20 protein-coding genes and 1 other annotated feature are annotated in these 25,065 nt (G+C 29.7%); of the genes, 3 read left to right on the top strand and 17 right to left on the bottom strand.

Annotated features, from left to right (window positions below; genetic code table 11):
- The first annotated feature begins 37 nt into the window (after positions 1-37).
- On the top strand, positions 38-805 hold the full coding sequence (locus BUA92_RS07985) for a 3'-5' exonuclease (RefSeq protein ID WP_073018488.1): 768 nt from the start codon (positions 38-40) through the stop codon (positions 803-805).
- A gap of 37 nt (positions 806-842) precedes the next feature.
- On the opposite strand, the gene BUA92_RS07980 is transcribed toward BUA92_RS07985, so the two are convergent.
- The 12 genes from BUA92_RS07980 to BUA92_RS07925 all read right to left on the bottom strand — a co-directional run bounded on the left by BUA92_RS07980 (position 843) and on the right by BUA92_RS07925 (position 14,254).
- Positions 843-2,006, bottom strand: coding sequence for an aminotransferase class I/II-fold pyridoxal phosphate-dependent enzyme (locus BUA92_RS07980; protein WP_073018487.1), 1,164 nt, complete (start codon positions 2,004-2,006; stop codon positions 843-845).
- A complete protein-coding gene (locus tag BUA92_RS07975; RefSeq protein ID WP_021800814.1) occupies positions 2,003-2,482 on the bottom strand; it encodes an Lrp/AsnC family transcriptional regulator in 480 nt (159 codons plus the stop codon). Before BUA92_RS07975 ends, BUA92_RS07980 begins: the two co-directional genes overlap by 4 nt.
- A 54-nt stretch (positions 2,483-2,536) precedes the next feature.
- Positions 2,537-2,786: a binding site (T-box leader), on the bottom strand.
- A 90-nt stretch (positions 2,787-2,876) separates the two neighbouring features.
- Positions 2,877-4,247, bottom strand: coding sequence for an MATE family efflux transporter (locus BUA92_RS07970; RefSeq protein WP_073018485.1), 1,371 nt, complete (start codon positions 4,245-4,247; stop codon positions 2,877-2,879).
- A gap of 109 nt (positions 4,248-4,356) precedes the next feature.
- Complete coding sequence (locus BUA92_RS07965; protein WP_073018483.1) at positions 4,357-5,193, bottom strand: Cof-type HAD-IIB family hydrolase; 837 nt, start codon at positions 5,191-5,193, stop codon at positions 4,357-4,359.
- Positions 5,194-5,404: 211 nt separating this feature from the next.
- A complete protein-coding gene (locus BUA92_RS07960; protein ID WP_083553451.1) occupies positions 5,405-6,832 on the bottom strand; it encodes a HAMP domain-containing sensor histidine kinase in 1,428 nt (475 codons plus the stop codon).
- Positions 6,829-7,524, bottom strand: coding sequence for a response regulator transcription factor (locus tag BUA92_RS07955; RefSeq protein ID WP_073018481.1), 696 nt, complete (start codon positions 7,522-7,524; stop codon positions 6,829-6,831). The genes BUA92_RS07960 and BUA92_RS07955 overlap by 4 nt, the downstream gene beginning before the upstream one ends.
- A gap of 18 nt (positions 7,525-7,542) precedes the next feature.
- Positions 7,543-8,316 (bottom strand): hypothetical protein, encoded by a 774-nt coding sequence (locus BUA92_RS07950; RefSeq protein ID WP_073018480.1) that lies wholly within the window; start codon positions 8,314-8,316, stop codon positions 7,543-7,545.
- Between the two features lie 12 nt (positions 8,317-8,328).
- Positions 8,329-9,153, bottom strand: coding sequence for an ABC transporter permease subunit (locus BUA92_RS07945; RefSeq protein ID WP_073018479.1), 825 nt, complete (start codon positions 9,151-9,153; stop codon positions 8,329-8,331).
- A complete protein-coding gene (locus BUA92_RS07940; protein ID WP_073018921.1) occupies positions 9,153-9,905 on the bottom strand; it encodes an ABC transporter ATP-binding protein in 753 nt (250 codons plus the stop codon). Before BUA92_RS07940 ends, BUA92_RS07945 begins: the two co-directional genes overlap by 1 nt.
- Positions 9,906-10,045: 140 nt before the next feature.
- Complete coding sequence (locus tag BUA92_RS07935) at positions 10,046-12,004, bottom strand: glucose PTS transporter subunit IIA (RefSeq protein WP_083553464.1); 1,959 nt, start codon at positions 12,002-12,004, stop codon at positions 10,046-10,048.
- A gap of 202 nt (positions 12,005-12,206) precedes the next feature.
- The gene (locus tag BUA92_RS07930; RefSeq protein ID WP_073018477.1) at positions 12,207-13,034 is read right to left on the bottom strand and encodes a PRD domain-containing protein; all 828 of its coding nucleotides are present in this window, start codon (positions 13,032-13,034) and stop codon (positions 12,207-12,209) included.
- A gap of 281 nt (positions 13,035-13,315) precedes the next feature.
- Positions 13,316-14,254 carry a metal ABC transporter substrate-binding protein gene (locus tag BUA92_RS07925; protein WP_073018476.1) on the bottom strand — a complete coding sequence of 313 codons (939 nt, stop codon included), beginning with the start codon at positions 14,252-14,254 and terminating at the stop codon, positions 13,316-13,318.
- A 152-nt stretch (positions 14,255-14,406) separates the two neighbouring features.
- Between BUA92_RS07925 and BUA92_RS07920 the strand changes: the two genes are divergently transcribed.
- Together BUA92_RS07920 and guaD are read left to right on the top strand one after the other, a co-directional pair.
- Positions 14,407-15,219 (top strand): metal ABC transporter permease, encoded by an 813-nt coding sequence (locus BUA92_RS07920; RefSeq protein ID WP_073018475.1) that lies wholly within the window; start codon positions 14,407-14,409, stop codon positions 15,217-15,219.
- 334 nt (positions 15,220-15,553) lie between these two features.
- Complete coding sequence (gene guaD, locus BUA92_RS07915; protein ID WP_073018474.1) at positions 15,554-16,840, top strand: guanine deaminase; 1,287 nt, start codon at positions 15,554-15,556, stop codon at positions 16,838-16,840.
- A 133-nt stretch (positions 16,841-16,973) separates the two neighbouring features.
- Here the strand turns inward: guaD and BUA92_RS07910 are convergent, their stop codons facing one another.
- The 5 genes from BUA92_RS07910 to BUA92_RS07890 form a co-directional block, all read right to left on the bottom strand.
- A complete protein-coding gene (locus tag BUA92_RS07910) occupies positions 16,974-17,576 on the bottom strand; it encodes a DJ-1/PfpI family protein (RefSeq protein ID WP_073018473.1) in 603 nt (200 codons plus the stop codon).
- A gap of 95 nt (positions 17,577-17,671) precedes the next feature.
- Positions 17,672-19,330 carry a cellulase family glycosylhydrolase gene (locus tag BUA92_RS07905; RefSeq protein WP_083553450.1) on the bottom strand — a complete coding sequence of 553 codons (1,659 nt, stop codon included), beginning with the start codon at positions 19,328-19,330 and terminating at the stop codon, positions 17,672-17,674.
- 147 nt (positions 19,331-19,477) lie between these two features.
- Positions 19,478-20,140 carry a PHP domain-containing protein gene (locus tag BUA92_RS07900; protein WP_242950106.1) on the bottom strand — a complete coding sequence of 221 codons (663 nt, stop codon included), beginning with the start codon at positions 20,138-20,140 and terminating at the stop codon, positions 19,478-19,480.
- 101 nt (positions 20,141-20,241) lie between these two features.
- Entirely contained in the window at positions 20,242-23,001 is a 2,760-nt protein-coding gene (locus BUA92_RS07895) for a DEAD/DEAH box helicase (RefSeq protein ID WP_073018468.1), read from the bottom strand.
- Between the two features lie 100 nt (positions 23,002-23,101).
- On the bottom strand, positions 23,102-24,823 hold the full coding sequence (locus BUA92_RS07890) for an ABC transporter ATP-binding protein (protein WP_073018466.1): 1,722 nt from the start codon (positions 24,821-24,823) through the stop codon (positions 23,102-23,104).
- Positions 24,824-25,065: the final 242 nt, after the last annotated feature.

Raw genomic sequence — 25,065 nt, 5'->3', positions numbered from 1 at the left:
TAATATTAATCTTATACATGTTTTTAGGAGTAAAGAAATGAACTATATAATAATAGACTTAGAATTTAATCAAGCTCTTAACGCTTCAGGAAATGAAATCAATTATAAATTGCCTTTTGAAATCATTCAAATAGGTTTGATTAAATTAGATGCCAACTTTAATACTATATCTACCATGAATTCACTTATCAAACCTGAGATATATCAAACATTAAATCCATATGTGGAAAAGTTAACAGGCATATCAATGAATGACTTATCATTATCAAAATCTTTTAAAGAGGTTTTTAATGATTTAACTAAACTTTTTGATGGTGAAAGCGTACTATGTGTTTGGGGAGTATCTGATATAAAAGAACTTTATAGAAATACGCTTTATCATGGTTTAAATGTATCTCAACTTCCAAAACTATATATAAACGTCCAAAGACAGGCCTCTAATAAACTTAACTTAAAAAAAGGAATTAATATAGGTTTAAGTTCTGCAACTGAAATATTTGATATTCCTACTAGCGATAATTTTCATGATGCTTTATATACAGCAGAAATCTTTAAAAAAATCAATTCATCTAATTCTGATGAAGGCTCTTCTTCAAGCTTAAATAAACTTATTTCACCTTATTCTTATAATAACTCTAGAAATACTGAGCCTAAAACTAAACTTGATAAAGATAGATTATTTAATCAATTTGAAAAGATGTATTCAAGAGAGCTTACTTATGAAGAAAAATCCATGATAGAATTAGCCTATAAAATGGGGAAAACAAATCAGTTTCAAATATCAACTACTAAACAGAAAAACTGAGATTAACTTCAATAATCTCAGTTTAAATATTCTATACTTAATTATTTTTAACGAATCTTTCAATTCTTTTTAAAGACTCTATTATATTATCCATAGATGATGCATAGCAAGCTCTTATAAAACCTTCGCCACAATCCCCAAATGCATTTCCTGGAACTACTAATACCTTTTCTTGAATAAGAAGTTTTTCACAGAATTCATCTGATGACATTCCAGTTGATTTTATACTTGGAAATACATAAAAAGCTCCTAAAGGTTCAAAACAATCTAATCCAATCTTTCTAAATCCATCTACTAAAACTCTTCTACGTCTGTTGTATTCTTTAACCATATTACTAACACTACTATCAGAATTTTTTAATGCCTCGATAGCTGCATATTGTGCAACTGTTGGTGAACACATTATTGCATACTGATGTATCTTCTTCATAGCTTCAATTAATATAGGATGACCACAAACATATCCAAGTCTCCAGCCTGTCATGGCATAAGCCTTTGAAAACCCATTTATAACTAGAGTTTTGTCTCTCATTTCTGGGAAAGATGCTATTGAGACATGCTCCTCTCCATAAGAAAGCTCTGCATATATTTCATCTGATATTATTATTACATCTTTATTTTTTAAAACCTCAACTATTCCTGCAAGTTCTTCTCTTGTCATTATTGCACCTGTAGGATTATTCGGAAATGGAACTATAACCACCTTTGTTTTTGGAGTTATAGCTTCCTCTAACATCTGAGGAGTTAATTTAAATTCATCTTCTGCTCTTAAGTTTAAAACTTTAGGAGTTGCTCCAGTAAAAGCAGTACAGCCCTTATAAGCTACAAAACTAGGTTCTGGAATAATAACTTCATCTCCAGGTCCAACTAAAGCCCTTAATGCTATATCAATCCCTTCGCTTCCACCTACAGTAACTATTATCTCATCCTCAGGATTGTATTTTAAATTAAATCTTCTATTTAAATAACCTGAAATTTCATGTCTAAGTTCAACAAATCCTGCATTAGAAGAATAATGTGTATGTCCTTGCTCTAAGGAATAAATACCAGCTTCTCTAACATTCCAAGGAGTTACAAAGTCAGGTTCCCCTACTCCAAGTGAAATAACATCCTTAAGCTCATTTATCATATCAAAGTATTTTCTTATACCTGATGGAGGCATATTTTTAACGTTATCCAATATCATATTTTCTAAAATCATATAAATATAGCCTCCCTATCATCTATTTGCTTTTCTTTAAATATTGTTCCATGATCTTTATATTTTTTAAGAACAAAGTGTGTAGCTGTACTTAACACATATTCTTGAACCGCAAGTTTTTCAGAAACAAACATAGCTACGTCCTTCATTGTTTTTCCTTCAACTATTACTGTTAAATCAAAACCTCCAGACATTAAATAACAAGCTTTAACCTCAGAAAACTTATATATTCTTTCTGCAACTTTATCAAAACCTTCCCCCCTTTGAGGAGTTACTTTTACTTCAATTAATGCAGTCACAGTTTCTTTTCCCGTATTTTCCCAATTTACTAAAGTAGTATATCCAGCTATTATACTTCTTTCCTCATAATCTTTTATGGCATCTCTTACTTCATCTACAGTTTTTCCCGCCATAACAGCTATTTGCTCATCTGTATACCTACTATTCTTTTCTAAAATTTCTAAAATTTCATCCATTTTAAAATACCCCCTATTTCTCTATTTTTTGATAAAAAAAAGCCTTCATCCCAATAAAGGGACGAAGACTCTACTCCGCGGTACCACCCTAATAAGCAATAAATTGCTCACTCAGTTAGAATACTTTTAATATTCCATCCTCTATAACGTGAGGTCGACGTTGACATCTAATTTAAGAATAATTCTTAAGTTCTCAATGTAAGATTCAAAGACTGCTTCCATAAAGACCCCTTACTAAAGTTCCACCATTCTTTAGCTCTCTTAAAAGTTTTCTATATGTACTCTTTCTCATCATCATCTTTAACTATATCTATATTTTTATATTATAAACTTAAATATCAAAATATTTCAATAGTTTTGTGTAATAATTAATAATTTTATTACTTTTCAGCTATTAAGCTGATAAAATATCAATTTCTTTTACTTCATTCTCTTTCATTCCTCTTATTTCTTTAAATATAAATATTCCAACAACTATTGCAGACATCAAATCAGCTATTGGTTGCGCCATCCAAACACCCTTTAGTTCAAACTTATTAGGCAAAATAATTATAAGTGGTATTAATAGTATAACTTGTCTTAACAAACTTAATATCATAGATAACTTTGCCTTAGCTATTGCTTGGAAATAGTTAGTACACACTATGGCAAATCCTATAATAGGTAACATTATCAGAAGAATTCTTAATCCTTGTGAGCCCATTTGAATTAAGTTTTCGTCAGTATTATTAAAGACCTTTATTATTGGAACAGAGAATAGTTCAATAACAATAAATCCTAAAATAGTAATACAAGTTGCTGCTATTACTGAATATTTAAGAGTCTCTTTAACTCTATTATAATTTTTTGCTCCATAATTATAGCCAATTATAGGTTGAGCTCCTTGATTTATACCGAATATCGGCATAAGTATAAGCATACTTACACTATTTATAAGTGCCATAGCTCCTATTGCAGTATCTCCACCATAACTTTCTAAGCTTTTGTTAAAAGTAATTGTAACCAAACTTGCTGCAAGCTGCATGGCAAATGGTGACATCCCAACTGCTAATATTTGCTTTACTATATCAAACTCAATCCTTAAATTTACCTTCTTTAATTTTAATAAACTTTTACCTCTAGTGAAATACATTATAGTCCAAGTTGATGATACTATTTGAGCAAGTACTGTAGATAAAGCTGATCCTCTAACTCCTAAATGTAGACCAAATATAAGTATAGGATTAGCTATAAAATTAATTATGGCTCCTATTAACATAGTCATCATAGAAACTCTTGGATTTCCTTCTGCACGTATAATGTTATTTAACCCCATACTAATTACTTGAAATATAACTCCAAATAATATAATTGTTGCAAAATCTTTAGCATATGGTAAGGTTTCAGAACTTGCTCCAAAAAGCTCTAAAATAGGATTTAAAAATATAAGTCCAGCTATAGTTATAAATAATGAAAATATAATTAATAATGCAAATGTATTCCCTAAAACCTTCTCTGCTACATCCCCTTTATGTTGTCCAAGTTTAATAGAAACTACTGCTGCTGCACCTACACCACCAAGCATTGCAAAAGCCATTATTATATTTGTTATTGGAAAAGTAACCGCAACACCAGAAAGGGCCATGGAGCCTACTCCTCTTCCTACAAATATTCTATCTACTATGCTATAAAAAATATTAACTAATAGTCCAATTATAGATGGAATAGAAAACTTAAAAAGAAGTTTTATTATACTCTCAGTCTCTAACTCGTTGTTTTTCTTCATATAAAATACCTCCTTTTATTTAAAAATTTAGCCACTTTTACTATTATATTAGTTTTTAGTTGCAAACGCAACTTTTCTTCTATTGTTTTTTTACAAGAAAAAAATCCCTTTATTTAAGGGATTCTTTAAGTCTTTTCTCAATAAACTTTGCAACCGCATCATCATTATTACCTTCTATTACTGCAGTAGCCATATATTTTAAAACATCATTAGCATTATTTACTGCATAACTTTCATCTGATACCTTAAACATAGGAATATCATTTAAGTTATCTCCAAAACAAATTACTCTATCTGTTTTTATATACTTTGATAAAAATTTTATTCCATTAGCTTTGGATGCTTTAGAACTATATGCATCTAAATAGTACCAGCCTTTTCTATATATCTCTTCATAATAATCAACTGTTATTCCTTCGAGTTTTGAAAGTTCATCATATATATTTTTTATAACTTCAAGCTTATCATAAGCTATAAAATTTATTATTTTTGAATTCTTAGTAGATTCAATATACTCATCTACCTTAAGAAAAGTTTTATATGGACTGTTGCATCTTTCTTTATAAAAATCCTTTTCTACTTCATAAACAAATTCTTTATAATATACCAAAAGTTCATCATCATTAATTCCATACACTAAAGGACTTTTATTATTTTTTTCAAAAACCTTTAATATATCTTGAACTAAGGACCTTTCAACTGATTCTATATTAATATATCTTTTTTCATTAATATCATATATTATAACCCCATTCATAAGAATTACAGGTAATTTAATGTTTAAATCTTCAAGAATATCTATTACTGTAGCAGGTGTTCTAGCTGTAGCTACTGTAAAATTAATTCCTTCATTAATTAAATTATTTAACACTTTTTTAGAATAAACTGATATCTCTTTATTACTATTTAGCAATGTACCATCAAGATCTGATATGAATAATTCCACTTAATCAACTCCAATTGTCTTTAGTATTTAATTTATAATATTACTTTTACCTCTTTATAGTTAAGCATTTTATTAAAATCTCATATTTTAGTATTTATTATACCTCTTTATTAAGATATTTGTAAAATAACAAAACCTAATTATCCATATCTTCACACTTTGTTATTATATATTATGTGTTTTATACTACATATGATTGATTTATCTACAATCACAAAAGTTGAGTTTTAATATAAAATTCAACACAAGCTCCACCATCATCGTTGTTTTTCACCTTAATCTCTCCACCATGCTTTTCAACTATAATTTTAGCTATATTCATACCTAATCCAAAATGGCCTTTTTCCTTAGATCTGCTTTCATCTCCTTGATAAAACTTTTCAAAAATTCTTTTTTTATCTTTCGAGGAAAATCCTATTCCGCTATCCTCTATTTTAAAATGTAATTCATCAATATAATTAGTAATTTTCAATTTAATAAACCCACCTTTTGGCGTAAATCTATTACTATTTGATATTATATTATCTAAAACCTGACCTATCCTATAAACATCTATTTTGACATTTGATTTCTCTTCATTAAAATCCATATAATCAACTGAAAATTTTATACTCTTTTTCTTACACATAACTTCGTAATTACTTTTTATCTCTTCTACAAAATTTTCTAAGTGTACCTCTTTAGGTGATAATTTGAAATCTATTCGCTCTAATTTAGATATAATATTCATATCCTCAATTAGTTTTATAGCTCTATTAGTATTATTACCTATAGTATCTATATATTTGTGTAACCTTTCCTTATTATCAAGGTTACTTTCTTGTAGCACTTCTATATGTCCTTTAATTACTGTAAGGGGTGTTCTTAAATCATGTCCTATAGCAGCGATCATATCACTTCTTTCCTGCTCTATTAACCATTGGGTATTTAATGAAATTTGAAGTTCATCTCTCATAGCTTCAAAAGCTTTAGTGAGCTCCCCTAATTCATTATCAGCTTCATATTCCATGTGAAAATCTAAATCTTTGTTTTTTATCTTCTTAGCTGCATTTATTAAATCATCAATAGGTTTATTTATATTTCTGCTAAACCTTCTTACAAATATCCATGTACATATACTTATATATATAAATGGGGAAAATAGAAGAAATCCATCTGATGGAACTAAGAAATTCCACTTTTCATTTTTTGCTGTGGCCTTCAAAGAATATCTTATTAAAACCACTCCTTTTATCTCCCCATCTTTCTTTATAAACTCAAAAACACTTATATTTTGTCCGTGTATATATCTACTTTCATTTTCCTCTAATGATTTCTTTTCATTCGGTGATATCTTTTCTATATCTCCATATATAGACTTATATTCGTTATCTAAAACTATATATTCAATACCGTTTTTAGGAATCACAGTCTCTAATTCCTGCTGATTAGCTTTATTTAAAACTGATGTTCCTTGTGACTCTATATAATCTATAATACCAGGGACCATTTTCTCATAATAATTACTTGGAAGAATTAAATTATTATTCATAGCTATAAAGTATCCACCATAGGTTATAATTGACAACATCAAGCTTACAGAAATTATTAATATAAAACATAAAACAAACTGCTTTTTAATTGATAGGTATTTAATCATTTATTTTTCTCCCACTTATATCCTACTCCCCATACTGTAGAGATATAATCTAAGTTCTCATTAATTACAAGTAGTTTATTTCTTATATTTTTCACATGTTCAGCAACAGATGAAGAGTCGCCTTCAGCATCATATCCCCAAATCTTTTCATATATCTGTTCTTTAGAGAAAACTTGCATAGGATGCAAGCATAGAAGTTCTATAATATCAAACTCTTTTTTCGTAAAACGCACCTCTGTTTTCTCATTATCATAATAAAGTTCTCTACTTGAAATATCTATACTCAAACTTCCAAAATATATAATATTTCTTCTTTCCCCTTGATAGTTCCTTCTATCTCTTCTTATATGAGCAGATACTCTTGCCTTAAGCTCTCTTATGCTAAAAGGTTTTGTTATATAATCATCTCCACCTAAAGCTAATGCTTTTAACTTATCCATTTCATCTTGTTTTGCGCTTAAGAATATTATTGGACAGTTTACTTTATCTCTTATTTTATTACAAACCTCATACCCATCTTTACCAGGCATCATAATATCTAGAAGAATTAAATCTGGTTGTTTATTAATCATAGAAACAGCCATATCTCCATCATAAGCTGTTATTACTTCATACCCATCATCTGCTAAAGCATCTTCAATGAAATCAACTATTTCTTTTTCATCATCACAAATAAGAATTCTTCCATGCATAAAATCACCTTCTTAAATTTAATATAAAAAGTCTTTTCTCTTCCATAAAGTTAAAGTTGAAGTTATACCTACTATTATAAATGATACTATAATTATATAAAAATTATAAGATTGTACATTCCCTAAAACATCAAAGATATCTTTCCCACTACTTAAGAAGAAAAAGAAATTATCTCCTAATACATATATTCCTCCAATAAAAAATCCTACTATGCTCATAAATGCCAAAACTACATTAGGTATTATAGTACATATAAGTGCACTTAATGAAAGAACAGAAATTAATATAACAAATTCAACAAAATAATACTTTGCTCTGTATATAAAAGCTCCAAGAAAACTGAAGTTTCCTGATACTTTAAAGAACTCTGTACTATCAACTTTATCAAAAAATAAATTTCCTAAAATAGTTGTTAGTACAAACATGATAACAACAACTATAAATGTAACTATCATTTGGGTAATTATTTTAGAAACTATAAACTGCCACTTCTCATAGGGTCTAATCATTACATTTCTATAATATCCTAAACTATGCTCCCCATTAAAACAATCCACATAAAGCATAGGTAATACAACAAAAACTAATAGTGGATGAATATCTCTAACAATAAAAACTCCAAAATTTAGAGAATTAAGTTTCATGATAGTATCAGGATCATAAAACCCCATATTAGATTCTTTCATAAAAACTCCCCACAAAATTGTTATACCTATAAATAAAATCAATAGCCCTTTAGTTTTCCCTCTAATCCAAACTCTCTCTAATTCGCTAATTACTAAATTTTTCATAATTCTCTCCTCCTAAATATTCTTATCACTTCTTGTAAATATCACATAAGATATTGTTATAAACACAACTATATAAACCACTAATATTAAAGTGCTCCAGTCCAAAAACAGAGACCTTTCACCTAATGCCATTGCTATTCCCATATGTTGAATATGAGTAATAGATAACAATTGAATCTTCATAGTTCCCACACCCTTTGTGGAACTAAATATATATACTAACTGTGGATAAATAAGCGAAAATAGCAAAAACCCTACTCCTGATCCAATTGCTGTTGTTATACTTCTACTAATAATTCCAATAAAAATTCCCACCGAGGCAAACGCTAAAAGTGTTATAAAGGAATAACTATAATATTTAAGTGCATATATAAAACTTTGAGATATAGTGAAAAACCCATCATAGTAGAATATCTTTATATTATCTACCCATGGCATAAGAAAATATCCAATAATTAAACTACATATAAAATAAGTAATAAGCATCATAAATATAGTAGTAAATATAGCAAATATCTTACAAACAAATAGATGTCCAAAAGATTTACACCTAATTAAAACCATTCTTATTTCTCCAGTCCTATACTCTTCTGTTATAGCTAAAGCTATAATTAATAATGCTGAAGCATTAAAAAAAGTAATAAGTTGCTCTTGTATTGTAGCGGCTGGAAAGTTACCAAAGGAAGTAAATTCTGCGCTAGCTATATCTACTGCAATATTATGAGATAAATAGTATTTTCCTGAAGCAAAAATTACGAAAGGAATTAATAAAAACAAAAACCAAGTGCTTTTTTTGCTCCATATCCTCTCAAATTCACATACAAATAAGTTTTTCATTAAATAATCCTCTCATTTCTTGTCATTATATTTATAAATGCATCTTCCAATCTTCCACTATTACTTGATTCCTTAATTAATTCTTCTGTAGTTCCTGTCCAAATTAATACACCTTCCTTTATTAATACTAACTTATTACAAACTTGTTGAAGTTCATCTAATAAATGACTAGATATAAAGAATGTTATTCCTTTTGTTTCCTTAAGCATAATAATAAGTTCTCTAAGTTCTTTCATTCCCATTGGGTCTAAACCATTTGCAGGCTCATCTAATATGACTATCTCTGGATCATTTAAAAGAGCCTGGGCTATTCCAAGTCTTTGCTTCATCCCCAATGAATATGTTTTAACCTTATCCTTAGCTCTATCTTTTAATCCTACAATCTCCAAAACCTCTTCTACCTTGTCTAATTGCTTTTTTCTTTCCATTCCTTTATTGAGTCTAGCTAGATTTTGAAGATTTTTTCTTCCTGACATATAAGGGAAAAATATAGGGCTCTCTACTATTGCTCCTAAGTTTTCTAAAGCTTCTCCCCTATTACTTACTATATTTTTTCCTGATATAGTGATTTCTCCACTAGTTGCTTTTATAAGACCTGTTATCATCCTTATTGTAGTTGTTTTTCCTGCTCCATTAGGACCTAAAAATCCGCAGATATCTCCCTTGTTTACTTCAAAAGATAAATCTTGAATTATCTTTCTTCTCCCAATATTTTTATTAAGATTCTTTACACGTAACTTCGTATTACTCAAAATAAATACCACCTTTATTCTTATTTTTTTCTTTAAAATAAGAATAAAGCTAATTTTTAAAGATTTTATAAGGTTTTCTAATATTTCCATCAAAAAAGGCCCATCAAAGCATAATTTACTTTGATGGGCCTCTATCAAATCTAGTTGATATGTACTGTAGCTACCTTATCCCCATGATTTTTATTTCCTAAATCTAATTTTATGTCTGTTACTAGATTCATGTTAGTTATGATTACTGGAGTTATATTACTTTTTGCTTTTTCTTTGATAAGCTCATTATCAAATGTTAGTAATAAATCTCCTTTTTTAACTTTATCCCCTTGATTTACATGTGCAGTGAAACCTTCTCCATTTAAGCTTACAGTATCAATACCTACATGAACTAATACTTCTAAAGCTTCTGGTGTTTCTATTGCTATTGCATGTTTAGTTGGGAAAAGAACCTTGATTTCTCCGTCTGCTGGAGCATATACTTTGTTGTCTGATGGTACAACTGCATATCCATCACCAAGCATTTTTCCTGCAAAAACTTCATCTGGAACTTCTGATAATTCAACTGCTTTACCATCAATCGGATTAAGTAATTCAGCAACTGCACTAACTGCTGGCTTTGCTTCAACTTCTTCTACTTTTTCAGCTTTAGTTTCAGCTTTTTGTGAAACATATCCACCATTTGCTATTATTGCTTTGATATCATCTTTAATCTTTTCTGCTTCTGTTCCAAATATTGCTTGAACATTGCTTCCAGCAACTAAAACACCTGCAGCACCTAAAGCTTTTAATGTACCTTGATCAACTGCCGCTGGATTTTTTAAAGTAAGTCTTAGTCTTGTTATACATGCATCTAAAACTTCTATGTTATCTTTTCCACCTATAGCTTCTAAAACCTTAGCTGCTCTTTCACTTCCTTTGAAGTTAAGAGGTGCTATATCCTCACTACTTTCATCTTCTCTACCTGGAGTTTTAGCATTAGTAGCTCTTATCACAAAGTAGAATACGAAGAAGTATAGTGCAAAATAAGCTATACCCACAAGCCATATAAGCACAGGGTGTCCAGCAAACTTAAGGCCTAATAAATAGTCAATAAATGATGCTGAGAAAGTGTACCCAAGTCTTATTTGTAATAAACTAGTTATTACACCTGATAAAAATGCTGCTGCAACATGGAATACAAAAAGTATTGGTGCAACAAATATAAATGAAAATTCTATTGGTTCAGTTATTCCTGTTAGGAAAGCAACTAAAGCTGCTGATATCATCATACCAGATACTTTTTTTCTGTTTTCCTTCTTAGCTGCTGCTATCATAGCAACTGCTGCACCTGGAAGACCAAACATTAAAACTGGATATTCAGATGCCATAAATATTCCGGCAGTTGGATCTCCATGGAAGTATCTAGCTGTATCACCAAAGTAAGTTACTCCATTAGATACATATTCTCCAACTTGATAAAGGAATGTTGGATAATACATGTGGTGTAAACCAACTGGAATAAGAAGTCTTTTACCTGCCGCATATAATGCAGGACCAAATACTGATGAACTTGCCCATTGAGAGAATACATTAATTCCATCTTGTATAGGAGCCCATATTTGAACACCAACAGCTGCAAAAATTAAAGCTGCAAGAGATGTGATTATTGGAACAAATCTCTTTCCACCAAAGAAACCTAAAACTTGTGGTAACTTAATATCATGGAACTTGTTGTATAAAACACCTGCAATTAAACCTATTATGATTCCACCAAAAACACCCATGTTGATATTTGTCTTAGAAACTATATCAGCATATGCGGAGGTTTGCATCAATGCATCTAAAGATATACCTTGCTCCGAAGCAGTTTTTGTAGCTAATGCTAAAGCTGCGTCTGCACTTGCAACCTTTATAATTGCTTGAAGTATAAGCTGACCAACAACTGATGCTAATGCAGCTACTGCTTCTCCACCTGAAAATCCTATAGCAACTCCAACAGCAAATATCATTGGAAGATTAGTAAATATAGCATCTCCTGCTTGAGCCATGTAAGGAATGTTTAATAAGTCCGGCTGTCCAAATCTTAATAAAAGTCCAGCTGCTGGTAAAACTGATACTGGTAACATCAGTGATTTACCTATTTTTTGAAGAACTGAAAAAAGTTTTTTCAAAATAATACCTCCTAAAAATTATTAATATTTATATATAATTCTGTATTATTCCTATTTTTACAGAATTAATACCAAAACAAAAAAGCACGAACTAAGAAATATAACTATACTTGTAGTTATATTTCTTAATTCGTGCCTAATTTAATAGTAACACTAATTACATTTCTTTAATCCTATTTATATGGAGTGCCATATATCCAATTTCATCTTCTGGCACCTTTAAAGAAAATATATTTTCAATTTTCATAGCAACCTTAATTGCAATGTCGTATTGATTATAGTATTCTTTTTTTATGTTGTCAAGCAGTTCATTTTTAATATATTTTTTCTTAATTACTCTTTCAATCATAAAATTCAGATGAGTTATAGTTCTTACATAACTTAAAGTTCCTCTATCAACCGGTTTATTTAAAAGTTTATATAAAAACTCCATAACTTCTCCAATTTTCCTAGTGTAAGCTAAAGTATCACTAACATTCTGATTACCCATAGCAGCTTTTATATGCATACATATAAAACCAATTTCTCCTTTAGGTAGGTTCACTTTAATATCTCTATTAATCATATTTAATGAGGTTTCTGCTAATCTATACTCTTTCGGATATAAAGCTTCTAACTCACTTAAAAAAGGATTTTCGATATTTATACCTTCTGAAACTCTTCTAATAGCAAAGTTAATATGATCTGGGAGCGAAACATGTATAGCTTCACTTAATTTCACATTTAATTCTTTTTCGCATAAGGATATTATTTCTTCAGAAATACCTATGATTTCACTACTAACATTCTCTAATACCTTATTAAAGTTTTCTTTATGTTTTTCAGATTGCTTTACAAAAATATTCTCTATTCTATTGTCTTCAATCTTTTTACCTTTATTAGTATTAAAACCTATTGCATTACCTACTAAAACAAACTCTTCTTTATCCTTTTCAGCAATTACAACATTGTTGTTTAACACCTTTTTAATTATATAATTCCCCATGTTTCCTCCAAGTATAACTAAATAATGATTAAACTGAAGCTTAGAAGAAAATTTCTTCTCCCTGTTAATGTACACTTCTGCTCTGTAGAAACTCTTCTTCTCAAGAGTTTCATTAAATTCCTTAAGTAAATGATTAGACTGAAGCTGAGGAGCGCTTCTACCGAGCTAATGTGTTTATTTTATACTAGCCTCTATTTATTATCAACAATTTGTTTTAAATTATTTTACAAAAAACTTAGTGTCAGAAATCTACTAATTAGACTTCTGACACTTTATTTTCTCTATTTAAGACTTTTATAAATCTTTTCTAAATTATCTCTCATACTCTCAATATAATTTTTATTGTCTTCTTTACTCTCAATTGTGTATATCTTTTCTACAGTTGCTCCAACCTCTTTTGCAAGGGTTTCAGAAACTTTAGGGCTTGCAAGCTCTTCCATAAATATAGTTTTTACTTTATGAGTCTTTGAGTACTCTATAAGTTTTTCTAATTTTTGTGGAGTTGGTTCACCTTCTGCAAAAACATCTTCAACACTGTTTTGCTCTAATCCAAAATCTCTACACAAGTATCCAAAAGCAGCATGACCAGTTACAAACACTTTGTTAGAAACTGAATCAAACTTCGTCTTATAGTTATTATAAAGAGTATCTAATTCAGCTGCAAATTCTTTATAGTTAGTTTCATAGAAGTCTTTATTAGTTTCATCAACTTTAACTAAAGCATTTTTTATGTTTTCTGCTTCTATCTTAGCACTTTGAAGGCTTAACCATGTATGTGGATCAAACTCGCCATGTTCATGACCTTCCTCTTCATGCTCTTCTTCACCTTCATGTTCATCAGTATTCTTAATTGGATCTATGTTATCAGATGCTACTACTATGTTTAAATTCTTATTCTTTACAGCCTCAAGAGTTTTATCTACCCACTCTTCCATTCCAAGTCCATTATATACAAAGATATCTGCTTTACTTATTGCTTCCATATCTTTTGCTTTTGGTTCAAAATCATGTGGTTCTGTCCCTTCTGGAATTACTGTTTGCACATCAACCTTATCTTTTCCTACAGCTTCCACAAACTCCTTTAATGGATTAAAAGAAACTACAACTTGAACTTTACCTTCTTTATTATTACTATCAGCCTTATTAGTTTTGGTAGCACATCCTCCTAATATAGAAACACTTAATGCCAAAACCATGGCAGATAAAAATTTTTTATTCATTTTTACACTCCTTAAGAAATTATTTGTTGCAATCCATTTGCATTTACACTTATAATATACTTATGGACAGTTGCTTGTCAATATGATTTTTTTAAGTAATTTCCATTAATATATTTTTTTGTTAGTAATAACTTTAGTCTCAGGAGGACCAAATGCTTCAATACGGTTTTATGCAAAATGCAATGATAATCTCATTATTAATATCAATACTATGCCCTTGTATAGGAATATTCTTAGTCTTAAAAAGGCATTCAATGATAGGGGATACCCTTGCTCATAGTTCTTTGGCAGGTGTATCTATAGGTGTTCTTTTCGGATTCAATCCGTTATTAAGCGCTTTTGCCTTTACCTCAGTTTGTGCGGTATTAATAGAAGTACTTAAAAACTATTATAAAAAATATGCAGAAGTAATATTAGTTATAGTTTTATCACTAAGTGTAGGTATAGCAATAACTATAATGAGTTCTGGTAAAATTAAATCTAATGTTAACTCCTATCTTTTTGGTAGTATCTTAACAGTTTCAACTCAAGACTTAATAACAGTTGGAATTTTAAGCTTAATTACAATATTAGTACTTATATTTTTCTTTGATAAGCTACTTTATACAACTTTTGACGAAGAAGGTGCTCAAGTAGCTGGAATTAAAGTAAAGTTTATTAATTTTATTTTTTCACTACTAGTTGCTGCAACAGTATCAGTCTCTATAAGAGTTGTTGGGGTTTTAGTACTTACTTCAATGATAGCTCTTCCTGTTGCTACAGCTCTTCAATTTAATCAGGGCTTTAAGAAAACCTTGTTTTTATCAGTACTTATAAGCGTTGTAGATATTCTTTCTGGACTTATAATCTCTTATTATGCAAATTGTGCAGCTGGTGGGGTTATATCTTTAGTTTCTGTTGGAATGCTTATACTCGTAATTTTGTTTAAAATAGTATTCTCATCAATATCTCATAAAACTGCTTAGATATACTAATTATAAATAGCTCTTTAAGGATGAATATAGTTTATCCTTAAAGAGCTGTTTTATTTTCTTAATAGAATTATTTTCCTATAAGTGTTATCATATTTTTAATAAAAAAATCGCCAAGGCGATTATGAGCCGTCGATTTTTTTTGCGCACCTGCCTTTCCAAACGCATGTGAGGAAAAACTGGCAGGCGCTCAATTCTCTTTTTTTATTCTTTAGTATAATTTAAAATAAATGAACTTAATGAAGCTGAGGAACGCTTCTACAGTAATAAAGTGTGTAACCTTTTAAAGAATAAAAAAATAATATATAACTTGGGGGCGATGATAAACATGAATAATAGTATTAAAATTTATCGAGGCAATGTTATTTTTACTAAAGCACCAAAAGAATTTAAAATTTACAATAAGGGCTATATAGTTGTTATAGATGGAAAAGTTGAGGGAGTTTATGAAAATCTTCCTGAAAAATATTCATCCCATGACGTATTAGACTATGGGGACAAATTAATAATTCCAGGAATGAATGACCTCCATTGTCATGCGCCACAATTCAGAAACTTAGGTATGGCTATAGATAAAGAATTAATACCTTGGCTTAATGATTATACTTTTCCTGAAGAATCTAAATACAAAGACTTAGAGTATGCAAAAAAAATGTATGGAAGATTTATAAAAGAAATATGGAGACAAGGAACTACTAGAATAGCTCTATACGCAACTATTCACAAAGAAGCTTCCGCTCTATTAATAGACATGCTTACAAAATCAGGACTTGGTGCTTTAGTTGGCAAAGTTAACATGGATAGAAACTCACCAGACTTTCTTATAGAAAGTTTAGAAAATTCTCTTAAAGATACAGAAGAACTATTAGATAGATATAGTAAATCACAGCTTGTAAAACCAATAATAACTCCAAGATTTGTTCCAACTTGCAGTTCTGAACTTATGTCTGGACTTGGAGACTTAAGTGAAAAGTACAATGCACCTGTACAATCTCACCTTTCTGAAAATAAAGGAGAAATAAGATGGGTACAAGATCTATATCCTAATTCAACCTACTACGGAGAAGTTTACAATGACTTTAAACTCTTTGGACAAAAACCTACATTAATGGCTCATTGTAGTTTTTCAACTGAGGAAGAACTTGAGTTAATGAAAAATAATAATGTAATGGCTGTACACTGTCCAAGTTCTAATTTAAATGTTGGAAGTGGTATGATGCCGATTAGAAAGTTTCTAGATAAAGGTATCTCTGTAGCCCTTGGTTCTGATATAAGTGGTGGCCATACATCATCTATTTTTAAAACCATGGTATATGCTATTGAAGTTTCAAAACTATTTTGGTCAAACTCTGATAAAAAAATAGACTTTTTATCTAACTCAGAAGCTTTTTATCTAGCTACTAAGGGTGGCGGAAGTTTCTTTGGAAATGTTGGTAGCTTTGAAAAAGGTTATGATTTTGATGCTTTAGTTATAGATGATAATGACCTAAATCATGATAACTATACTTTAGAAGAAAGATTAGAAAGATTTATATATATTGGTGATGACAGAAACATCCTTCATAGATATGTATGCGGTAACTTAATTGATGAATCTCGAATTTTAATGATTTGATAGACCTTCACTACCATAAAAATCAGCGACTCTAAGAAGTCGCTGATTTTTATTAATCTATGCTAAACTATATAGGGATCTTACGGCCACTTGATAATTTAATAATAGTTTTAACAGAATCTATAATCTCATATTATTGATTGTTTTCATTCTTTTTAAATCCCATTATCTCTTTTATATAATCAGTATTACTTTTAGAAGTTAAAAGTTCTAGAAGCTTAAATGCTACATCTATTGCAGTTGAAGGATTCCAACAGGTTATTATTTTCCCATCTACTACTACTGGTTCATTAATTACATCTACCCCAAATTCTTTTAATTGTTTTTGTCTATTCCCGTTATTTAAATTATATGTGGTAGCTCTTTTATTTGTCAGAATTCCACTTTTTCCAAGTGGTAATGCAGCTACACAAATTGAGGCTATTATTTTGTCCTTATTATAAAACTCTCTTATAAGATTTAAAAACTCTTCACTATAGGAGTCTTCATAAAAACCATATTCTTCAAAACCTCCTGGAATTGCTAAAGCCTCATAATCATCTACATTAACTTCTTCAAGTGTTATATCTGTATGTACCACAAGTCCAAATGTACTAACAACCTCTCTATTTATTCCGCAAGTAACTATCTTAGTTGTTTTGTCTCCATCTAATAAGTTCCACCCCAAAACATCAATAAATACGCTTGCCTCATAAGTTTCAAATCCTTTTGCTAATAACAATAATATCTTCTTCATAATTCCCCCCCCAATTACTTTTGTTATATTATAACATTATAAACACTTAAAATACAAAAACCCCATGGAGTTCTCCATAGGGTCTATTAACATTGTTATTGTGCTGTGATAGTAAATGCTTCCCAAGCTCCTCCAACAGAATCTTTATTAGCATATAAAACTGCACCATTATTTATATCTGTACATACATATTTATTGTTTGCCATAGCTTGAAGTGCTATTGTACCATCTGCAAGTTGTACTTTCTTGAATTTTTCCCACTGCTGAATAGATGTACTTCTTGCAATAAGTTTTGTACCCTGATCTATATCTGCACATACATATTTATTATTAACCTTAGATTGTAGTGATATTGTACCATCACTATTATTTATAACTTTAAAAAGCTCCCAATCTCCTACTGATGGTCTGTCTGCTACTAATGGACTATCACCATAATTATCTGCACTTATTATATTATTATTTGCTCTTGATGTTAAATATGAGTATCCAGTAGTAACTGGAGGTATTGTTGTACCAGCAGTATATTTCTTCACTAAATTTTGGAACGTTGTATTTGGTGTAAAGTTTGAGGTATTAAATTTCTTCCACTTTGATGCTATAGTAGCTGAACTATCATTATTAATGTCAGGTACTGCATTAGTATTTTTATTGAAATATCCCCAATTTCCATAATCTGAAGTTACTTTATAGGTCCAATTTGTCCAAGATGCATTTACTGAGTTTAAGTTTCCTAGGAATTTCTCCCAAAGATCATTAAATTGGAATACACAAAATTCCCCTGCATACACTGGAACATTCCACATATTTTGATGTTCTTTGATTCCTCTAATTGCATTATCTATCAAGTTATTTTGCACATTCCAGTTAGTTGATTCACCTGTAGCCATTGCATAATAATGCATTTCATAAACTACATTTGTCCATCCATATACTGATGGAGCATATAATTGATTCCAATCCCAAGCTGCTTCCATGTATATCATATGATCTGGATCTATAACACGTATAGCTTTATATAATCTATTATAGAAAGCATTTAATTGATCTTTTCCAACTTTATCTGGTTCATTTAATAAATCATACCCTGCTACAGCTGGATTTCCTTTATAATGATTAGCTATACCTTCCCATAACTTGACTGTTCTATCTTGATATTCTGTATTTTTCCATAGCTGTGGATCAGAATTAACTTCTCCGCAATTATCAAAAGTATTTTGTCCACCAAATGTTCCATGAAGATCAAGTAAAACATAAATTCCCCTATTAGAACATTCTCTAACTAGCCAATCTAGTTTACTCCAAGGATCAGCTTTCCAATTCCCGTACTTGTCCATAAGTTCTAAATATAATATTGGAACACGTACAAAATTCATTCCCATATTCTTAATATTATCTAAATCTGCTGTAGTAAGCCATGCATTTTGATAGGTACTTATTAAGCTTTCTTTAGTACTTTCTCCAAACCTATTTGTAAGAGTTTCTCTTAATGTCCATTCATCCTTAACTCCAAGTGGTGACATCCAACCTTCTTGTAACATCCATCCCCCAAGATTTGTTCCTCTTAGATTCACAACTTGCCCATTTCCATAGTTATCTTTTATTAATGTTCCATTAGTTTTTAAGAATCCACTAGTTCCAATAGCTGCTTTAGTAGTAATTGGAGGAACTAAAAACATTCCTAAAAGTATTAAGAAAGTAATCATAATTGAAAGTGTTTTAGATTTTTTTAACATTTTAACCCCTTCTTCCATTTAATTCCATACTTCATTTCAATTTTAATCCCTTTGTTTCTTATAAACAAGGGTTCAAATTCATGAAATGGTATATCATTTTATGGAATTTTCCTCAAAACAAAACGTAAGAACTTAACAACATTTAAATTCTTACGTTTCTAATAACTAAATCTTTCTATTCAAAAACTTTTCAATTTCCTCTTTATTAAGAAATACATCCCCAACTCTTCCATGTCTTTTATCTAACCTTTTGTCTGTATGAAAATCTGAACCTGCTGTGTAAAACCACCCTTTTTCTTTAGCTATTTTCTTAAAATAATCAGTTTCATCCTGAGAATTTTTCCAGTAAATAGCCTCTATACCATCAAGTCGCATATTTAAAATTTCTTCTAATATATAAGGCTTTATTTTTACAGGATGAGCTAACACTACCGTTGCTCCAAAATGTCTTAAAAAATCTATACCTGTTTGAGTACACACTCTGCTATTCATACAATCAAAATCTATAGAGACTTTATTCCCTATGAGATTTTTTAATCCCTTCATATCGTGGCTCTTCATATATTTTAATGAATTTTGAAATACCTCATCTTTATAACCATCATTCATAAAGTATCCTAATATATGAATTTTTTTGCCTTTATGTCTTGTGGATAACTCCATACCTGGAATTATTTTAACATCTATCATTTTTCCTATTTCTATGGCTTCTTCTACACCATTCATGGTGTTATGGTCAGTTATAGCCATAATATCTAATCCTTTTTCTTTACCCATAATCACAACCTCAGTTGGAGTATACTCTCCATCTGAATTAGTAGTGTGCATATGGAAATCTCCTTTTGTATACATACTCTTCCTCTAAAAGTGTTATCTATATATATTATCCATAAATTTTGAAAAAGTTCATATACTTAAGATTTGGATTATCATTCTCTGTTAATAACCTCTATTATCTCTTCAATAGTTAACTTATCTAAATTGTGTATATCTCTGAAATCATCTGTAATAACTTCATTAACTAGTTGTTTTTTAGCTTCCTGTAAATTTAATATCTGTTCTTCTATTGTCCCTTTTGCTATAAGTTTTATAACCTCTACAATGTTTTTTTGCCCTATTCTGTGGGCTCTATCTGTAGCTTGAGCTTCTACTGCCGGATTCCACCAAGGGTCAAAGTGAATAACAAAGTTTGCTGAAGTTAAGTTAAGTCCTGTTCCTCCTGCTTTTAAGGAAATTAAAAACACCTTTATATTATCTTTTTTATTAAAATCATCAACTAAATTAATTCTTTCTTTAGAACTTATTGAACCATCTAGATACAAGTACTCTATATCTCTTTCTTTTAATATTGGCTCTATTTTCTTTAGCACTGAAGTAAATTGAGAAAATAATAATATTTTCCCACCTTCTTTGCTTTGTTGTTCTATAAGTTCTAAGGCAACGTTAAGTTTTCCACTTCCACCAGTATATTCTTCAACTAAGATTGATGGATCTAAACAAACTTGCCTAAGCCTTGTTAAATAAGAAAAAATCTCTATTTTATTGCCTTTATTCTCCTTGATTTTTCTCTTGACATCATTAACATATTTCTTGTATATGTTCCTTTGCTCTGATGTCATTGAAATCAACATTTTCTTTTCTATTTTGTCTGGAAGCTCTTTAACTACTTCTGATTTAGTCCTTCTTAAGATAAAGGGTTTAACTAACAATCTAAGAGTTTCCATATCTTCTTTTCCTATAAATTTCTCCTCAAAATATTTCCTAGGAAATAAATATCCTGGCATAATGAAGTCGAATATAGACCATAACTCTAATAAATTGTTTTCTATAGGAGTTCCTGTAAGTGCAAATCCTACTTTGCTTTTTATTTCCTTCACCGCAGCTGTATTTTTTCCAAGAGAATTTTTTATATTTTGAGCTTCATCTATGATGCAGTAATCAAACTCAATCTTTTTAAAACTTTCTATGTGATTTCTTACTAATCCATAAGTTGTAAGTATGATATCACATTCTTTTAAATTATCTATCAAAACTTCATTTGAGTGAAATATCCCAACCTTTAAATCAGGTGAAAACTTCTTAAATTCATTATCCCAATTATATATAAGTGATGTTGGTGCAACTATCAAGGTTTTCTTGCTTTTTTCAGATGAAAGAAAGGCTATAGTTTGAATTGTTTTACCAAGTCCCATTTCATCTGCAAGTATCCCACCAAACTCTAATTCACTTAAGTTTTTAAACCACTTAAACCCATCTTTTTGATAGTTTCTGAGTTTTCCTTTGAAGTTTTTACCGACTTTTCTTTCCTTTTTTTCTAAGTTAGAAAATCTATCTTTTATGTTTTCTAAAACATCTAAACCTTTATTGATGTTCATTGATGTATTTTCTAATATAACATTTAAGTAACTTTCTTTATTTTTATCTATTTCAATGATGTTTTTATCACTATTCAATATATCTAACAAGTTAAAAAAACTTTTTACTTCTTCATCTTCAAAATCTAAAAAACCTTTTGTTCCTATTCTATAGGCCTTACTACCAGCTTTATAACTTCTTAAAACCTCTTTAAGTTCATCTTCTTCTATATCATCTATGCTATAACTTAATACTACACTTCCATTTCTCTCATGTAACTCTAGATTTATAGAAGATGAATCATATAATCTAGGTCCATCATCCTCTGATGGGCCTAATTCTAAGTTTCTGATATTTTCTGATATCATGATGTTATCAGAAATGGAACTTAATATTTCTAAAAGAAGTTTATAATTCTTTTGTGTTTTCTTATAAAGAATAGTGTTGTTTTTCATGAACCTTTCATGAAACATCTTATATTTTTCAGATTGATGGTTTGATGGTACATATATGTTATCAAGAAAGAAATAAACTTCCTTGTTTTCATCTAAAGCCATGGGAATATTTTTATGAGTAGTTAGTATTAAATTTCTCTCATTTCCCTTTAATGTAAATGTTAATGGTAGATCTTTATTTAAAATATCAGCTTTATATTCTATTCCATTATATCTAAATAAGATTTTTCGGTTTCCTAAAGTCTTTAAGAAAGCTTTAAGTTCATTTTCCTTGATTATTATACTTCTACTTCCATTTTCCACACTTTTAGGCCCATCAACTTTTTCTTTTAAGTAGAGAAAAAGAGAAATGTCTTTTTTAGCTATCACTTTCTTTTCATGATTAAACTCTTTAACAAAGGCTTTTAAATCTGTTACTAAAACCTTATTTTTACTGCCTGCTCTAAACTCTAATATATAGTTATCATCTTTTTCCCACTTTTTATATTCAATTTTTACATCAAGTTCTATTGCATCTTTCTCATGCCCTTGTACATAACTATTTTCTCCATGTTTCTTTTTATATAAGGAATCTAAAAATTTATATGAGACTGCATTTATATGTTTGCACATAAATATTTTCTTATATCTAGATATTTCTCTATATTCTTCACAATTACAGCTTGCACCTTCTAATGTATTACCTTGAATATCTAGTTTTATATGTACCCTATGTGTTAAATTGAGATCCTTAACATCTCCATAAACATGGTACATATTTTCTATTCTTTTACCTTTTAAGTTTGAAACAAAGTTTTTTCTAAATATCTCTTCTCCATGTTTTTTCATTAAACTTGAAGAGTGCTTAAAAATCATTTCTTCTAAAGCTTTTAAATTCATCTTCTCACCACCTAACTTATAACATTCAGCCTATATTATATCATGACAATAAAAAGAAGCTATTGCAAAATGATTTACAACAACTTCTCTTCTATTTATTTTATGCACTTTGAGCTTCGTAAAGATTCTTATATACTCCATGATTATTTATTAACTCTTCATGAGTACCTAATTCAGCTATTCCGCTTCCTTCTAATACAACTATCTTATCTGCATTTTTTATTGTAGACAATCTATGAGCTATTATTATAGTTGTTCTTCCTTTTGATAGATCAACTAATGCTTTTTGAATAGCTGCTTCTGTTTGTGTATCTAAAGATGAAGTAGCTTCATCAAGAATTAGAATTCTAGGATTCTTAAGGAACATTCTTGCTATAGATATACGTTGTTTTTGTCCTCCAGATAACTTTGCACCTCTTTCCCCAACAAGAGTATCTAACCCATCTGGTAATGAAGAAACATATTCATCAAGTTGTGCTTGCTTTAATGCAACCCATATCTCGTCTTCTGATGCACCTAACTTACCATACTCAACATTTTCTCTTATTGTTCCATCAAACAAGAAAACATCTTGTTGAACTATTCCAATACCACCTCTTAATGAGTCTAACTTCATTTCTTTGATATCTATTCCATCAATAGTTATCTTACCATCATTAATATCATAAAACCTTGGTAATAAACTTGTTAAGGTTGACTTTCCTGTTCCTGATGGCCCAACTAAAGCTACTGTTTCACCTTGGTTTATTTTTAAACTTATATTCTCAAGGACCTTTCCTTCTTTTCCTTCATAGGTAAATGTCACATTATCATAGGTTATATTACCATAAGCTATTTCAACTTCTTTAGCTCCTGGCATTTCCTTAACATCTGGTTCGGTTTCTAAAAGTTCAATGTAACGTTTAAAACTCGTAATTCCCTTTGGATAAGACTCAATAGTTGCACTTATCTGCTTTATAGGCCCAAGAAATACATTAGACAACATAACAAAAGCAACAAAATCACCATTACTCATTTCGCCATTAATTACAAACCAAGTTCCACAAACCAAAACAAATATGTGTACTAGTTTTGTAAGAATAAAACTTATAGCAGAGTTCCAAGCCATTATTCCATATGCCACACATTTAGTTAAAAAGAATTGATGATTATGCTCACTAAATTTTTCTATTTCGTAGTTTTCATTTGAAAAAGCTTGAACTACTTTCATTCCTAAAATGTTATTTTCAACACCTGAATTATAATTTCCTATATCTTTAAACATCTGCTCAAAAGCCTTGGCCATCTTACGATTAAAGAATATAGATAAGTAACTCATTATTGGAATTATAAGAAAAGTGAGTAATGCTAACTTCCAATTTGTATGTACCATTATTCCAAAAGCACCTAAAAGAGTCATTATAGCTATAAATATATCTTCTGGTCCATGATGGGCAATCTCCCCTATATCCATAAGTTCATTAGTCATTCTAGATAATAAATGTCCAGTTTTATTATTATCAAAAAAATTAAAAGACAGTTTTTGAATTTTCTCAAAAAGCTGCTTTCTCATATCTGCTTCAATGCTTATTCCTAGTTTATGTCCCCAGTAAGTTACAACATAGTTTAAAAAAGCACTAAAAGTATAAATAGCTAACAGCCCTAAACAGCTATATAGTATAACCATCCAATCTCCTTTTGGAAGCTGATTATCCAAAACATTGCTGATAGCAAGTGGAAATATAAGCTCTAAAAGTGCTGATAAGATAGCGCAAGAAAAATCTATAATAAATAAATTTTTATACGGCAGGTAGTATGAAAAGAATTTTCTTAAAAGTATCATGAGTTATTGTTCTCCTTCATCTTAATGTTATTTTTGATATTTAGAAACAACTAATATGTCTCTACTGTTTTCCATATTTGATTTACTTCCCCCTTAACGTCATCTAATTATAACAACCATATTATTTGCAGTCAATTCTCACTTGCAATTAATAAATAATGTTAGTTGATTGATTTTATTCCTTAGATTATTGTAAATACAGGGTTTCTTTAATAAGGTATTACGAATTTAGGAGTACTATT

Source organism: Clostridium intestinale DSM 6191 (assembly GCF_900130055.1).
Lineage (GTDB): Bacteria > Bacillota > Clostridia > Clostridiales > Clostridiaceae > Clostridium_T > Clostridium_T intestinale.
This window is presented reverse-complemented; position numbering and strand designations above follow the sequence as displayed.